This window comes from Leucobacter fengyongliangi (genome assembly GCF_052386045.1).
The window spans coordinates 1,259,282-1,274,392 of sequence record NZ_CM126356.1 but is presented as its reverse complement, the minus strand read 5'-3'; the positions used below and the strand labels follow the sequence as shown (position 1 = coordinate 1,274,392).

The window sequence follows — 15,111 nt, the reverse complement described above, 5'->3', positions numbered from 1 at the left end:
GCCATCACCTAGTCCGATTGTGCCAGTGCAGCGCCGATTGACTCGGCCCGTGCACGGACCCGGGCGGCGAGGCCGGACGCACCGCCGCTCAAAATGCTGCGTGACTCGTTCGCGAGAAGGGCGCCTCCGAGTGCGCCGAAGATCTCTCCAGCATCCTCGATCCGAGCCCCCTGATGGCCGAAACCGGGGGCGAGCACTGGAAGCGCGGGGTTCGAGGTGTGAACCCCGTCGCGCCGCTCCCCCGTCTCGATACCGAAATCGGCGAGATTCAGGGTCGCGCCGAGCACCACGCCGATCGAACCGACGGTTTCTTCGGGAAATGCCTGGCGGTTGAACGCGTCAGCATCGGCGACCATTGCCGCAGCGACCGACTGACCGTCCGCGCGCACCGCGCGCTGTACGACACGGGCCTCTGGGTTTGAGGTCGCCGCGAGCACAAACAGGCCCTTGCCGTGCTCACGCACATACCCCAGTGCACCGTCGAGCGTGCCAAACCCCTGGTAGGCCGTCACGGTCATCGCGTCCGCCTCCAGCGGCGAGCCGGGGGCGAGCCAGGCATCGGCGTACGCGGCGAAGCTCGAACCGATGTCTCCACGTTTGACATCAGCGACCACGAGAAGCCCAGCCGCGCGGGCATCAGCGAGCACCCGTTCGAGGGCCACAAACCCGGCGCTTCCAAATCGTTCAAAGAACGCGACTTGTGGCTTCACGCAGGCGGCAACTCCGGCCGAAGCCGCGACCACCTCCCGGCCCATGCGTTCGGCGCCAGCGGCATCGTCGGGCAGCCCCCAGTCGGCGAGGAGCGGCGCGTGCGGGTCAATTCCGGCGCACAGGTGTCGGCTCGCCGCGAACTCCGCGGCCAGCCGACACCCGAACGATGAGATCACTGCGCAGCTACCGCTCGAGCGGCATCGCGATCAATCTGGTACTCCTGCAACGACTTCACGTCGAAGGTGCCCACCTGGGCGGAGATGGCTCCTACCGCGGCCGAGACCTCCGAGATCGTGGTGAAGATCGGCTTGTCTGCAGCCACTGCGGCCGCTCGAATCTCGTACCCGTCGGCGCGCGCGGAACTGCCCGAGGGCGTGTTCACGATCATGTCGATCTCGCCACGATTGATGAGATCCACAATCGTTACGCCCGACTCCTGCTGGGAGTGCTTCAGCACGGTCTCGCTCGTAATGCCGTTCCGTGCGAGCACCACCTGAGTGCCCTGAGTTGCGACCAGACGGTAGCCCAGCTCTTGCAGGCGGAGGGCGGGGAGCACCACCGCGCGCTTGTCGCGATCCGCGACCGAAATGAACACCGTGCCCGAGGTCGGAAGTGGGCTGCCGGCGGCCGCCTGGCTCTTCGCAAAGGCGCGCGGGAAATCACGATCCATGCCCATGACCTCGCCGGTGGAACGCATCTCGGGCCCGAGCAGCGAGTCGACGACAAGCCCCTCGTGGGTGCGGAAGCGCTTGAAGGGAAGCACCGCTTCCTTGACCGCGATCGGCGCGTCGATCGGCGCACGCGAGCCATCACGCTCGGGCAGCAGGCCCGCATCGATGAGCTGCTGAATGGTCTCGCCAGCCATCACGCGTGAGGCCGCCTTCGCCAACGGGATACCCAGCGCCTTCGACACGAACGGAACGGTACGGGAGGCCCGGGGGTTTGCCTCGAGCACGTACAGCATTCCCTGTCCGATGGCGAACTGCACGTTCAGCAGGCCACGCACGCCCAGCCCCTCGGCGATCCCGAGCGTCGCGTCGCGCACCTTCGAAATCTGATCGTGTCCAAGGGTGATTGGTGGCAGGGTGCAGCTGGAATCTCCGGAGTGCACGCCGGCCTCCTCGATGTGTTCCATCACACCACCGACATATAGCTGCTCGCCGTCGTAGATTGCGTCAACGTCGATCTCGATGGCATCGTCGAGGAAGCGGTCAACCAGGAGCGGGTGACCGGGGCCTACAAGGGCGTGGCCCTCGATCCGCGTGAAGTAGCCGCGAAGCGACTCAGTGTCGTAGACGATCTCCATGCCGCGGCCACCGAGCACGAACGAGGGGCGCACGAGCACCGGGTAGCCGATTTCCTCGGCGATGCGGATCGCGCCCTCCTCGTCGATTGCGGTGCCGTTGCGCGGTGCGAGCAGACCGGCGCGATCGAGAATTTCCGAGAATGCGCCGCGTTCCTCGGCGAGGTCGATCGCCTCGGGCGTGGTGCCGAGGATCGGAATGCCAGCATCCTTCAGTGGCTGCGCGAGCCCGAGAGCCGTCTGCCCGCCGAGCTGCACGACGACGCCGACAAGCTCACCACTCGCCTGCTCGGCATAGATGATCTCGAGCACGTCTTCGAGCGTGAGTGGCTCGAAATAGAGTCGATCGGAGGTGTCATAGTCGGTCGACACAGTCTCGGGGTTGCAGTTGACCATGATGGTCTCGTACCCGGCCTCAGACAGCGCGAACGAGGCGTGCACACAGGAATAATCAAACTCAATGCCCTGACCGATGCGGTTCGGACCCGAGCCGAGGATCACGATCTTCTTCCGATCCGACGGCACGACCTCGGTCTCGAAATCGTAGGAAGAGTAGTGGTACGGCGTTTGTGCCGGGAACTCGCCAGCACATGTGTCAACCGTCTTGAAGACCGGGCGCAGACCGAGTCCGTGGCGGTGGCCCCGCACCTCTGACTCGGAGACTCCGCGAATCGCGGCGATCTGCGCATCGGAAAAGCCGTGCTCCTTCGCCTCGCGGAGCACCTCGAGGGTGAGCTGCGGGGCTGCCCTGAGCTGCTCGGCGACCTCGTTGATCAGCACGATCTGGTCAAGGAACCAGGGGTCGATCGCGGTCGATTCGAAGACCTGCTCGATCGTCGCCCCGAGACGGAGCGCCTGCTGCACGTCGACGATGCGGCCATCGGTGGGCCGCTTCATCGTCTCCAGCAGGTCTTCGACAGAACGCGGCTGATCGTCCCAGTGGAAGGAGCTGCCGCGCTTCTCAAGCGAGCGCAGGGACTTCTGCAGGGCCGTGGTGAAGTTGCGCCCGATCGCCATCGCCTCGCCCACCGACTTCATGGTGGTCGTGAGGGTGTCGTCGGCAGCGGGGAACTTCTCGAACGCGAAACGAGGAGCCTTCACCACGACATAGTCGATGCTCGGCTCAAAGCTCGCGGGCGTCACCTGCGTAATGTCGTTCTGGATCTCGTCGAGGCGGTACCCCAGCGCGAGCTTCGCGGCGATCTTCGCGATCGGGAAGCCGGTGGCCTTGGAGGCAAGTGCCGACGAGCGCGACACCCGCGGGTTCATTTCGATGACGATGATGCGACCGGTCGCGGGATCCACCGCGTACTGGATGTTGCAACCGCCCGTGTCGACACCCACCCGACGAATGATGTCGATGCCGATGTCGCGCAGCTTCTGGTACTCGCGATCGGTGAGCGTCAGTGCGGGCGCCACGGTGATCGAGTCACCCGTGTGCACGCCGACCGGATCCACATTTTCGATCGAACACACGACCACCGTATTGTCGGCCTGGTCGCGCATGAGCTCGAGCTCGTATTCTTTCCACCCCAGGATCGATTCCTCGAGCAGCACCTCGGTCGTGGGGCTGTAGTGCAGGCCGTCGCCGGCAATGCGGATCAGGTCTTCCTCGGTGTAGGCAAAGCCCGAACCGAGGCCACCCATCGTGAACGACGGGCGCACCACGAGCGGGTATCCGAGATCCCTCGCGAACTCCTTGGCTTCGTCGAGCGTGTGCGCGATGTACGACTTCGCGACCTCCGCGCCCGATTCAATGACCAGATCCTTGAAAATCTGGCGGTCCTCGCCGCGCTTGATCGCCTCGACCTTCGCTCCGATAAGTTCGACGCCATACTTCTCGAGAATGCCCTGCTCGTGCAGCGCGATGGCGGCGTTCAGCGCGGTCTGGCCGCCGAGCGTCGGGAGGATCGCGTCGGGCTTTTCCTTCTGAATGATGCTCTCGATCACCTCGGGGGTGATTGGCTCGACGTAGGTCGCATCGGCGAAGTCGGGGTCGGTCATGATGGTCGCCGGGTTCGAGTTCACCAGGATGACGCGCACGCCCTCCTCGCGGAGCACGCGGCAGGCCTGGGTGCCCGAGTAGTCAAACTCGCAGGCCTGGCCGATCACGATCGGACCCGAGCCGATGACGAGTACGGAGTTGATGTCTGAACGCTTAGGCATGTGCGGGGGCTCCCTGGGTCGAGGTGCCGGTCGCGCGCTCCAGAACGAGCTCGCGGAATCGGTTGAAGAGGTAGAAGGCATCGTGCGGGCCGGCGGCGGCCTCGGGGTGGTATTGCACCGAGAATGCGGGGATGTCGAGGCACTCGAGCCCCTCGACCACCTGATCGTTTAGGCTGATGTGGCTGACCCGCACCCGGCCGAAGCCGGCGGGCGAATCGCTCTCAGCATCGACCGGCGCATCGACCGCGAACCCGTGGTTCTGGGCGGTAATTTCCACTTTTCCGGTGGCACGATCGAGCACGGGCTGGTTGATTCCGCGGTGCCCGAACGGCAGCTTGTAGGTGTCGTAGCCGAGCGCCCGACCGAGGAGCTGATTGCCGAAACAGATGCCAAAGTACGGGATCCCGTCGCGCAGCAGTTCGCGCAGAAGCTCGACCTGGCGATCGCTCGCGGCCGGGTCTCCCGGGCCGTTGGAGTAGAAGATGGCATCGGGAGCAATCTCCCGGATCTCCTCGAGTGTGGTTGACGCGGGCACCACGGCCACATCAAAGCCGTGCTCGGAAAGGTACGTGACGGTCGCTCGTTTCACGCCGAGGTCGAGCACCACGATGGTGCCGACGCGTTCGACGGCCGTGTCAGCTGCCAGGTCATAGCGCTTCGGGGTGGTGACCTGCTCCGACAGGTTCTTGCCCGCCATGCTCGGTTGTTCGCGAACACGCGTGAGTTGCTCATCGGCCGAGAGCGCGTGCGCCTCCCCCGAGAACACCCCAGCCCGCATGGCACCCGCCGAGCGGATGTGACGGGTGATAGCCCGGGTGTCGACACCGGAGATCCCGACCACACCATCGTTCACGAGTTCTTCGTCGAGCGACCGCTGTGCACGGAAGTTCGACACGCGTCGGGCGGGATCGCGCACGATGAACCCGGATACCCAGATCTTGCGCGACTCCATGTCGGTGTCATTCACCCCGGTGTTGCCAATGTGGGGTGCGGTCATCAGCACAATCTGCCCCGCGTATGACGGGTCGGTGAGGGTTTCCTGGTACCCGGTCATACCGGTGGAGAACACGGCCTCACCGAGCGTCTGTCCGGTCGCACCGTATGCGCGACCCTCAAAGCGTGTGCCATCCTCCAGCACGAGAACGGCGGGCCCATCGGGAATGGCGCTCGCCGGCGGCGCTGTGATCGCGGGATTCGCGGTGGTGGTCATCGAGCATCCTCCTGAGTGATGTGAGTGAAGTCTGTGTGAGGTTCGCCGCTCGAGAGTGCGTCGATCGCCTCGGTGAATTGGCGCTGTTCGGCAGCGTGGTCGAAACGAAAGCTGGATTCAAGTTCACGACCGTCTGCCTCCCAGCGGAGCAGGGCAAGTCCTCCTCGTTCGACGGCCTTGCCGACGCGAACACCAGCGGATCCGCTCCCGCGCAGCTGAGAGAGTGGAATGTGCACCGGGATCTCACCGGTGACCTCGATCGTGACGCCACCCTCGAACACCGATACCTCGGCCCGGCCGCGATAGCGCAGGCCGGGTGCCGACACCCGCACGAGGGGCTCACCCGCTGGCGTGGTCGAAACGTAGGTCACCAGGGTGAAGACCGCGAGACGGGCGCCGCCGGGTGCCACCTGGGCGCCCACAACCCCCGCGTCACGCTTCGCGCGCGCGCGCCATCCCCACCACATGAGGGCGAATGCGAGAACAACGATGAGGGCGAAAATCAGAGCAAACAGCGGGCGATTCATCGCGTGCCTCCGTCTGCGGATGCAGGCACCGCACCCTGCACGGCGTTCGCGTCACGTGCCGCAGCGGCGACGACCTCGACGTCGACGACAACGCCCGAGTCGAGCGTGAGGTACCCGCGGCGCACCGTGGTGTGCACGAGGCCCGGCAGCTCCATGCCGAGATATGGCGAGTTCATGCTGCGTCCCTGGAGTCGCTGGGTATCAAAGACGCTGGTTCCGCTCGGGTCAACGAGCACCAAATCTGCCGGCTGATCCACCGACAGCGATGACGGATGACCCATAAGCCCACCGATCTCTGCCGGCGTCTGCGACAGCAGGCCCTCAAGCTCGGCGAAGCTTGCATAGCCGCCCTGCACGAGGGTCTGCAGTGCGATCGGAAAGGCCGACTCGAGCCCCACCATGCCAAACGCGGCAGCATCCCACTCACATTCCTTCGCCTCGGTCGGGTGCGGAGCGTGATCGGTCGCCACGATGTCGATGACGCCGTCGGCAACCGCTTGACGCAATGCTTGCACGTCAGCGTCACGACGTAGCGGCGGGTTGACCTTGTAGCGCGGGTCGAAGCTGCGCACTAGGTCTTCAGTGAGCAGCAGGTGGTGAGGCGTCACCTCGGCCGTGACCTGCACGCCGCGGGCCTTCGCCCAACGCACCACCTCAACGGATCCCGCGGTCGAGAGGTGGCAGATGTGCAGCCGTGAGCCGATGTGCTCGGCGAGCAAAACGTCGCGGGCGATGATCGACTCTTCCGCGACCGCGGGCCAGCCCTTCAGCCCGAGTTCGCTCGAGAGTGCGCCCTCATTCATCTGGGCAGCCTCGGTGAGTCGCGGATCCTGCGCATGCTGGGCGATCACGCCATCAAACGTCTTCACGTATTCGAGCGCACGGCGCATCAGCAGTGAATCGTGCACGCACTTGCCGTCGTCAGAGAACACACGCACCGCGGCGCGCGACTGCGCCATCGCACCGATCTCGCTGAGTCGCTCCCCCGCCAGGTCTTCAGTGACCGCGCCGATCGGGCGCACGGTCGCGTAGCCGGCGGCATCGCCCAGCGCCTGCACCTGCTCAACCACACCGGCGGTGTCGGCAACGGGCAGCGTGTTGGCCATCGCGAAGACGCTCGTGAAGCCGCCAGCCGCGGCCGCCCGGGTGCCGGTCAACACCGTCTCGCTCTGCTCGAAACCGGGCTCACGCAGATGCGTGTGGAGATCCACGAAACCGGTGAAGGCGACGAGGCCCGCAGCGTCGATGACACGCTCGCCCTCACGTGCCTGCAACCCGGTGCCGCGCTCGACAATGCGCCCGCCGGCGATGCGCAGATCCACCGCATCAGCGGCCGAGATATCGGCACCGCGTTCGGTGAGATCGGCAGCGAGCCGCGCCCCTCGGATCAGTAGGCCTGGATTCTGGGTCATGCGTGCTCCGTTCGCTCGCCGGAAAGTAGAAGATACAGGGCCGCCATGCGCACTGAGACACCGTTCGCAACCTGCTCAAGCACTGTCGAGCGATCGCTATCGGCCGCGGCGGAGGAGATCTCGAGGCCCCGATTCATCGGGCCCGGATGCATCACCAACGCACGCTCAGGCAACTGCGCAAGCCGCGCGTCGTCGAGGCCCCAGTTCCGAGCGTACTCGCGCTCGTTGGGAAAAAACGCAGCGTGCATGCGCTCACTCTGAATACGCAGCATCATGATCACATCGGGCTGGTCTTCGCGGATCGCCTCGTCGAGCGAGTGCCGAACGGTTACCGGCCAATCTCGAGCGCCGTAGGGCTGCAGCGTCTCGGGTGCGACGAACGTGACATTCGCGCCCAGTGTGTTGAGGAGCCACAGGTTGCTGCGCGCCACCCTCGAGTGGGCGAGATCACCGACGATCACTACCGACATGCCATCGAGATCGCGGCCGCGACTGGCGGCCTCGCCGAACAGGCGCCTGCGCATGGTGAAGGCATCGAGAAGTGCCTGCGTGGGATGTTCGTGCGTGCCGTCGCCAGCATTCAAGACACCCGCCTCGATCCACCCGCTGCGGGCGAGTCTCTCGGGTGCCCCGCTCGCTGGGTGGCGGATCACGACACCGTCTGCGCCAATGGCCTGAAGGGTCTGTGCGGTGTCCTTCAGCGACTCACCCTTGCTCACCGATGAGCCCTTGGCGCTGAAATTGATCACGTCGGCGCTCAGTCGCTTTGCTGCCGCCTCGAATGAGATGCGCGTGCGCGTGCTGTCTTCATAGAACAGGTTCACCACCGTCTTGCCGCGAAGGGTGGGAAGCTTCCGCACCTCGCGCTGCTGAGTGGCAGCCATATCCTCGGCCGTGTCAAGAATTCGCAGCGCGTCTTCCCGCGCGAGTGTGCGCGTGTCGAGGAGATGCCTCATCGTTCTTCACGCTCACCCTCGGCAGAGATAGTGACCTCGTCTGCATCATCTTGTTCGACAAGTCGCACCGAGATGCGCTCGTTCTTTGCGCTCGGAAGGTTCTTTCCAATGTAGTCGGCGCGAATCGGCAGTTCCCGATGACCCCGATCAATCAACGCGGCAAGACGCACCGCTCTGGGCCGACCGTGATCGTTCAGCGCGTCAAGCGCCGCGCGAACGGTGCGGCCGGAAAAGAGCACGTCGTCAACCAGCACCACGGTTGCACCATCGATGCCATCCGGCGGCATGACCGTCGGTTGGGGCACGCGCGTGGGATGTTTCGCAAGGTCGTCGCGATACATCGTGACATCAAGGGTGAAGGCAGGCACCTCGGTGCCCTCAATCCGAGAAATATTCTCGGCGATGCGACGGGCGAGAATCGCCCCGCGGGTGGGGATGCCAACAATGACCAGACCGCCGGAACCTTTGTTCGCCTCAATGATCTCGTGGGAGATCCGGATCAACGCCCGAGATATCTCCGAGGCCTGCAGCAGAGTGCGCACGATGAAGTGACTCCTTCCCCGCCTCACTGGACGGCATTAAAGGATTTCTATATGACTCCAGGTTAGCAGGTCACGCCTGCGACTCGGTCGAGACCGTGGATTCTGCGGTGCAGTCAGCCGCGAAGGCATCTGACTCACGCACGGCCGACGCTCAATTCGTTACGCTCCGATGTTCTGGGGGCCGGAGCATCTCTGAAGATTACCCTCGGTGCTGGGCGATGCGACCGAGCACGCCGTTCACAAAACGGCCGGAATCTTCGGTGGAGTATTCCTTTGCCAGTTCGACGGCCTCATCGATCGCCACGGCAGTGGGCACCTCGTCGTTATGGAGAATCTCCCACGACGAGAGTCGGAGCAGCGCACGATCAACGTGCGGCATCCGGTCGATCGTCCAGCCCTGCGCGTAGCTCGCGATGAGCTCATCGATCTCCTCGCGGTGGTCTTCCACCCCGTCGACAATCTCGCGTGCATACAGCCACGATTCCATGCGATCGGGTTCGCTCGCGGCCCGCTTCGCCTCAGCGGCGACGATCTGCGACAGGGATTCCCCGCGCACGTCGGCCTGGAACAGCATGTCGAGGGCGCGCTTGCGAGCCTTTGTTCGTGCACTCACGCCGGCGACTAGTCGTTCACGCGGCCGAGGTAGTCACCCGTGCGGGTGTCCACCTTCACCCGGGTGCCGACCCCGAGAAACAGCGGCACCTGAATTTCGGCGCCGGTCTCAACGGTTGCGGGCTTGGTGCCGCCGGTCGAGCGATCGCCCTGCAGTCCGGGCTCAGTGTAGGTGATCTCGAGCACGACGGAAGCCGGAAGCTCGATGTACAGTGGCTCACCCTCGTGCAGTGCGATCTGGACCTGCTGGCTCTCCAGCATGAAATTCTTCGCGTCACCCACGACGGTGCCCGAGACGGTCACCTGGTCGTAGTCCTGCTGATCCATGAAGACGAAATCGGTGCCATCTTGGTAGAGGTACTGGAAGTCGCGGCGATCCACCATTGCGGTCTCGATCTTGGCACCCGCGTTGTAGGTCTTGTCGATGATCTTGCCCGACACCACGTTCTTCTGCTTGGTGCGCACGAATGCGCCGCCCTTGCCCGGCTTCACGTGCTGGAACTCGATGACGCTCCACAGGTTGCCGCCTTCTTTGATGACGGTACCGTTCTTGATGTCGTTCGAGGTTGCCATGTGCTCGCTTTCGCATTGGGTGCAGAGTAACCCAAGCAGTCTACACGTCGAGATCGCGGCGAGGATGTATGGTGCATGACATGCACATGCTCCCCCGCACCCTCCTGCACTATTTCTTTCACGGGCGTCGGTCGTCGCGGATACCGATCGATGGGGTGTCGGTCTCGTCCTTTCGCGTCTGGCCCACCGACCTCGACATTCTGCGTCACATGAACAACGGCAAATACCTCTCGATTATGGACATAGGGCGGTTCACGCTGATGCAGGCCGCCGGGCTCGTCGATGTGTTTCGGCAAGAGGGCTGGTACCCGGTGGTGGTCGGACAAACCATCTCGTACCGAAAATCGCTGAACCCTTGGATGAAGTTCGAGATCGAGTCACGCATTCTCGGTTTCGACGATCAAGCGGTGTATATCGAGCAGAGATTCGTGCGCCCCGATGGAGACGGCGTGCCCGAGGTCTACTCCCGCGCAATCGTGCGGGGGCGGATCCTGAAACGGTCGGGCGGTGTCGTGCCGGTGGCAGAGCTCATCGAGAAGACGGGTGCAGGATCCGCCGAATTCGCTGTTCCTGAAGATGTGCTCGCCTGGGGCCAGTCGACTCGGCTCCCGTCGACGCGGGCCCACGCGCCGAGCATCTGGTAACCGCCCAGCTGGTGGCTACGCCGGTCGCTCAACCAGCGCGATGAACATCGCGTCGGTGCCGTGTCGGTGTGGCCACAGCTGCACGCTGAGCGACTCCCCCGCCAAGTCAAGTGGATCACGCGCCGCCGCGTTCACCGCGGCCCGTGCGTCTATTTCTCGCACCTCGGGGTGGCGCTTCAGTGCCGAGTCAAGGGCCACCCGGGTCTCTGCGAGGTGCGGGGAGCAGGTGACGTAAGCCAGCAGACCGCCGGGTGCCAGGTGCGCGATGGCCGCATCGAGGAGCTGCCCCTGCAGAGTGGTGAGACCGGGCAGATCGCTCGGCTGCTTCCGCCAGCGCGCCTCGGGCCTCCGTCGCAGTGCACCCAGCCCCGAACAGGGGGCATCGACCAGGATGCGATCGAATAGATCGGAACCGTCGGCCGTGTGGAAGGCAGCATCGTCGCGCCCGTCGTGAGACACCACCTGAACCGTGTCGGTCGACGCTTCGATCGAGCGGCGCACGAGCTCCGCGCGGTGCTCCGACACCTCGTTCGCCCGCACCGTCGCACCGACCAGCTGAGCCTCGGCGCCGAGAACAGCGGTCTTTCCTCCGGGCCCCGCGCACAGATCGAGCCAGAGTTCGCCGGGTGTCGCCTCCCGCGCGCGCGACAGCGCGAGTGCGGCGAGTTGGGAACCCTGATCTTGCACGCGCGCATACCCAGCGGGCAGATCGAGCGCGGCGATCGCGTGCATCGGGTCGCCCCCGTCAAGTTCCAGACCCAGGGGCGACGGCCCGGCAGCGTTGACCCCGTATTCACCGCCGAGCGCCTCAGCGGTATCGTCATCGATGCCGGAGCCAGGGAGCAAGGCCAGGCTCACCCGGGGCGGCTGGTTATCGGCCTCCAGCAGCTCTTCGAGCTCTTCCTCCCGACCCTCGGCACGCAGCGCGTCGCGAAACGCGCGGAGCACCCAGGCCGGGTGTGACGTGCGGGTCGCGAGTGCGTCGTCAGCATTCTTCGCGGATTCGGTGATGCGCGCGTCCCACTCTTCGGGGGTCGCGCGGCCGACGCTGCGGAGCACGCCGTTCACAAAACCGGCGGCGCTCACGTTGCCCACGCGCCGCTGCAGTTCGACGCTCTCGTTCACCGCGGCGTGCGCGGCGGTACGCATGCTCAGTAGCTGATGCACCCCGAGACGCAGCACGTTGCGTGTTCGCGCATCAACCTGGTCAATGGCACGCCCGGAGGCAAGCTCGATGATGCGGTCATATCGACCCTGCCCGCGCAGGGTGCCGGCGACGAGCTCGGTGGCGAGTCCCGCATCTCGCGGATCAAGCCTCGCCTCGCGGATCCGGGCCGGAAGTGCCAGATTCGCGTAGGAGTCCCGCTCTTCCACGTCGCGGAGCACGTCGTAGGCAACCAGTCGCGCGGCTGAGATGTTCGCGCGTTGTGGACGGGTGTCGCGGCGCGGCCGCTGCCCTCCCGAACGCTCCGGCGGCCTGTTGCGAGATTCGCTCATGAGAGCACCGCCTCTCCGCCGCGACCACGTAACCAGTCGGCACCCGTCATCGCAGGCTTCCCGGCGGGTTGCACACGGGCGAGTTCGAGGGTGCCCCCTGGGAGCGTGAGCACCGCCACGCCGGAAACCAGCCGAACCGTTGCAGGAGCGATCTCGGAAGCTGGCTGGGCATCGGGCGGGGCAGCCTCGGAGTCGACGGGCAGCAGTTCGATCACCTTCAGGGTCGCTCCGTCGAAACTCACGTACGCTCCCGGTTCGGGAGTCATGCCTGCCCAGTGAGCGAGCACCTGCGCCGCGGGCAGAGTGAGATCAAGCGCGCCGTCCTCGCGGCGGAGTTTCTGCGCATACGTCGCCTCGCCCGTCTGTGCGTCTCCGGCGGCCGGATTGCTCTGCAGCAGATCGATCGCCTTGAGCAGCGCGTCGGTTCCAAAACTCGCAAGCTCGGTCAGCGCCTGCCCCGCGGAGGTGCCGGGCTGGAATTCCCGTGAGTCACGCGTCAGAATATCGCCCGCGTCAAGCGCTTCGACGAGCCGAAAGACGCTGACCCCGAGCCGTTGCTCGCCAGCCTGCAGGGCGCGCTGCACGGGCGCTGCACCGCGCCAGCGTGGAAGCTCACTGAAGTGCAGGTTGATCCACCCGAGAACGGGCAGCGAGAGGAGCGGCTCGCGCACCAACCCGCCGTAGGCGACGATCACACCCAGGTCTGGAGTGAGTGCGCGCACCCAGGCCGTTGCCTCGCCGGAAAGCGTGTTCGCCCGAAATACCGGGATGCCGAGTTCTTCGGCAGCCACCGCCACCGGCGACGGGGTGAGGACGCGCTTGCGCCCGAGGGGCGCGTCTTCGCGGGTGAGCACACCGACGACCTCGTGCCCCGACGCGACGAGCGCTCTGAGGCTCGGAACGGCAAACTCGGGGGTACCGGCAAACACAATGCGCATGCGTCTATTCTCGCAGCCGCTCACGAGTCAAATACGCCACGGTCGTCGAAGCGGATCCGCAGCGCCTCAGGACGCGCCCGCCCGTGGCGGCGACCGGCCACCCGAGACGACGCGCCGGCCGCATCGGCCACAAGCGCGCCGCGCAGGCGCTTTGCCACCTCGGCCCCGTGACCATAGTCGAAGCGAACGATGGCGCGTACCAGCCCGTCGCCAGCTGGGGTGGGCCCGAGCACGTCGACACCACCCAGCTCACCCAGCGCCCGCAGGGCTCGATCTACCTCGTTCGGCCCCCCTGTCACGCTCGCGACGCGGACCGCGGGCGGGTAGCGCAGTGCTCGCCGATCGCGCAGCTCGGACCGAAGCCAATCCTCGGTGCGGCCGGTCACCAAAGCCCGGACGACCGGGCCTCCCCCCGAAGCGACCACGCACCGGGCGTCGGGTGCGGCCAGAGCCGCCGCGTTCAGCCACCAGCGCAGACAGTCTTCACCGGCACGGAGCGACTCGATCCCGAGCAGTCGTTCGACATCGAGCAGCACCACCGCGCGGTATCCTCCCGCCGCGATCGGCTCGGCACCCCGGGTCGCCACCACGATCGCGGGCCTGGAATCGACGCGCTCGTGCGGGTGGTCGCCGTCACTGAGGATGACGCGGACACCCTCAAACTGGCGTTCGAACTGTTCGGCGGTGCGCGCCGATCCTGCGCCACGCATCTCGAAGCGCGAACCTGTGCAGCTCCGGCAGCGCCAGCCGACGGCCTGCTCGCCGCACCAGCGGCACGCCCCGCGGCTTGAGCCGTCGCGAAACCCGATGGGCCCGGCGCACTTCAGGCAGCGGGCGAGGTCGCCGCAGTCGGCGCACACCGCAATGGGCGCGTACCCGGGGGTGGCGACCTGCACGAGCACCGGCCCCAGTTTCAGCCCCTCCCGCAACTCTTTTGCGGCAAACTCGGGCACCCTGCCGGGAAAGTTCTCGGGGGATCTCAGTTGATCGGCGGCGACCACGCGGGTGCGCAGGGGGGGCAGGTTTTCGGCCTGAAGATAACCGATCTCGACGAGCCGCTGCACTTCGGCGCTGCGGGAATGACTCGCGAAATACAACCCCGCCCCGCTCTGCTCGGCGCGCAGAAGCGCCGCGTCGCGGGCATGCACGTACGGCGTCAGGTGCTCGGCGAGAACCGGGTCTCCGTCGTCCCATATCAGCAGCGCGCCGAGCTGATAGGCGGGGGCATACACCGCCGACCGGTTGCCGAGGATGATTCGCGGCACCGGATCGAGCGCTCGGAGAAACCCGGCGTATCTCTCGCTGCCCGACTGCCTGGAGTCGACGCGCACGACACCTCGATGCCCGAACGACTCCAGGGCGTCACGCACCTGATCCACGTCTCGATAGTCAGGAGCCACGACGATCGCGCTGCGCCCACTCGCGTGCACGGCAAGGGCGGCCCTCGCCACGGTGACCGCCCAACCACCGACCCATTCGCCCGTGCCCAGGCGCGCGGGTCCGTGCGAGGGTGTCACGGCAACCCGTCCGCCCTCGCCCAGGAGCTGGGCCAGCTCTTCCTCCTCCGGGTGAGGATCAAACGGCAGACTGTCGTTCCCCGGATCTGGCGCGGTACCCGCAAGGTGTTGCTTCTCTGCCCGCACCATGCGCGGGGGAATCGCGAGCCGAATGATGTCGCCGGCGCTGCCCCCGGCCCGATCCGCCACCGCTCGCGCGAGCCGATACAGCTCGGGCGTGAGCACGGGAACCGGGCCCACGATCTCGGCGATCGGCTGCAGTTCACCGCCGAACTCGCTGTGTTCGGCAAACGCGACGATGTAGCCGTGGCTGCGCCGGCTCTGCGAGCGGAAGGGCACCCGCACTCGCTGTCCCACCCGCAGCTGGGCGGCCAGTTCCTCGGGCACCGCGTAGTCGAACAGATGGTCGAGCTGTGGCAGGGCGGAGTCGAGCAGCACGAGCGCCACCCGACGTTCGAGAGGCGACTCGGCTTCGAAGGTCACCGCATGCTCGGTCACGCGCG

13 protein-coding genes are annotated in these 15,111 nt (G+C 65.9%); 1 reads left to right on the top strand and 12 read right to left on the bottom strand.

The genetic code is table 11. The annotated features are described in order from the left end of the window. Positions 1-8 precede the first annotated feature (8 nt). From pyrF to efp, 9 genes are all read right to left on the bottom strand, one after another. The gene (gene pyrF, locus ACTNFK_RS05955) at positions 9-887 is read right to left on the bottom strand and encodes an orotidine-5'-phosphate decarboxylase (protein WP_435935914.1); all 879 of its coding nucleotides are present in this window, start codon (positions 885-887) and stop codon (positions 9-11) included. Then, positions 884-4,180, bottom strand: coding sequence for a carbamoyl-phosphate synthase large subunit (gene carB, locus ACTNFK_RS05950; protein WP_435935915.1), 3,297 nt, complete (start codon positions 4,178-4,180; stop codon positions 884-886). Before carB ends, pyrF begins: the two co-directional genes overlap by 4 nt. Then, positions 4,173-5,390 carry a glutamine-hydrolyzing carbamoyl-phosphate synthase small subunit gene (carA, locus tag ACTNFK_RS05945; RefSeq protein WP_435935916.1) on the bottom strand — a complete coding sequence of 406 codons (1,218 nt, stop codon included), beginning with the start codon at positions 5,388-5,390 and terminating at the stop codon, positions 4,173-4,175. Before carA ends, carB begins: the two co-directional genes overlap by 8 nt. Further along, positions 5,387-5,917 (bottom strand): PH-like domain-containing protein, encoded by a 531-nt coding sequence (locus ACTNFK_RS05940; protein WP_433646445.1) that lies wholly within the window; start codon positions 5,915-5,917, stop codon positions 5,387-5,389. The genes carA and ACTNFK_RS05940 overlap by 4 nt, the downstream gene beginning before the upstream one ends. Continuing rightward, positions 5,914-7,329, bottom strand: a complete 1,416-nt coding sequence (locus ACTNFK_RS05935; RefSeq protein WP_435935917.1) for a dihydroorotase — start codon at positions 7,327-7,329, stop codon at positions 5,914-5,916. The genes ACTNFK_RS05940 and ACTNFK_RS05935 overlap by 4 nt, the downstream gene beginning before the upstream one ends. Next, a complete protein-coding gene (locus ACTNFK_RS05930) occupies positions 7,326-8,285 on the bottom strand; it encodes an aspartate carbamoyltransferase catalytic subunit (RefSeq protein WP_435935918.1) in 960 nt (319 codons plus the stop codon). Before ACTNFK_RS05930 ends, ACTNFK_RS05935 begins: the two co-directional genes overlap by 4 nt. Next, positions 8,282-8,827: a bifunctional pyr operon transcriptional regulator/uracil phosphoribosyltransferase PyrR gene (gene pyrR, locus ACTNFK_RS05925; protein ID WP_433646448.1), complete on the bottom strand. Its 546-nt coding sequence runs from the start codon at positions 8,825-8,827 to the stop codon at positions 8,282-8,284. The genes ACTNFK_RS05930 and pyrR overlap by 4 nt, the downstream gene beginning before the upstream one ends. 199 nt (positions 8,828-9,026) lie before the next feature. Then, complete coding sequence (nusB, locus tag ACTNFK_RS05920) at positions 9,027-9,440, bottom strand: transcription antitermination factor NusB (RefSeq protein ID WP_433646449.1); 414 nt, start codon at positions 9,438-9,440, stop codon at positions 9,027-9,029. A gap of 8 nt (positions 9,441-9,448) precedes the next feature. After that, positions 9,449-10,012 (bottom strand): elongation factor P, encoded by a 564-nt coding sequence (gene efp / locus ACTNFK_RS05915; RefSeq protein WP_435935919.1) that lies wholly within the window; start codon positions 10,010-10,012, stop codon positions 9,449-9,451. An 80-nt stretch (positions 10,013-10,092) separates the two neighbouring features. Between efp and ACTNFK_RS05910 the strand changes: the two genes are divergently transcribed. After that, positions 10,093-10,656 (top strand): thioesterase family protein, encoded by a 564-nt coding sequence (locus tag ACTNFK_RS05910; protein ID WP_435935920.1) that lies wholly within the window; start codon positions 10,093-10,095, stop codon positions 10,654-10,656. A 15-nt stretch (positions 10,657-10,671) separates the two neighbouring features. Here ACTNFK_RS05910 and ACTNFK_RS05905 read toward each other — a convergent pair whose 3' ends face one another. From ACTNFK_RS05905 to ACTNFK_RS05895, 3 genes are read right to left on the bottom strand one after another with little or no spacing between them, the layout of a single operon-like run. After that, positions 10,672-12,153, bottom strand: coding sequence for an RsmB/NOP family class I SAM-dependent RNA methyltransferase (locus tag ACTNFK_RS05905; RefSeq protein ID WP_435935921.1), 1,482 nt, complete (start codon positions 12,151-12,153; stop codon positions 10,672-10,674). After that, on the bottom strand, positions 12,150-13,091 hold the full coding sequence (gene fmt, locus ACTNFK_RS05900) for a methionyl-tRNA formyltransferase (RefSeq protein ID WP_435935922.1): 942 nt from the start codon (positions 13,089-13,091) through the stop codon (positions 12,150-12,152). The genes ACTNFK_RS05905 and fmt overlap by 4 nt, the downstream gene beginning before the upstream one ends. Positions 13,092-13,111: 20 nt before the next feature. Next, on the bottom strand, positions 13,112-15,106 hold the full coding sequence (locus ACTNFK_RS05895; RefSeq protein WP_435935923.1) for a primosomal protein N' family DNA-binding protein: 1,995 nt from the start codon (positions 15,104-15,106) through the stop codon (positions 13,112-13,114). Positions 15,107-15,111: the final 5 nt, after the last annotated feature.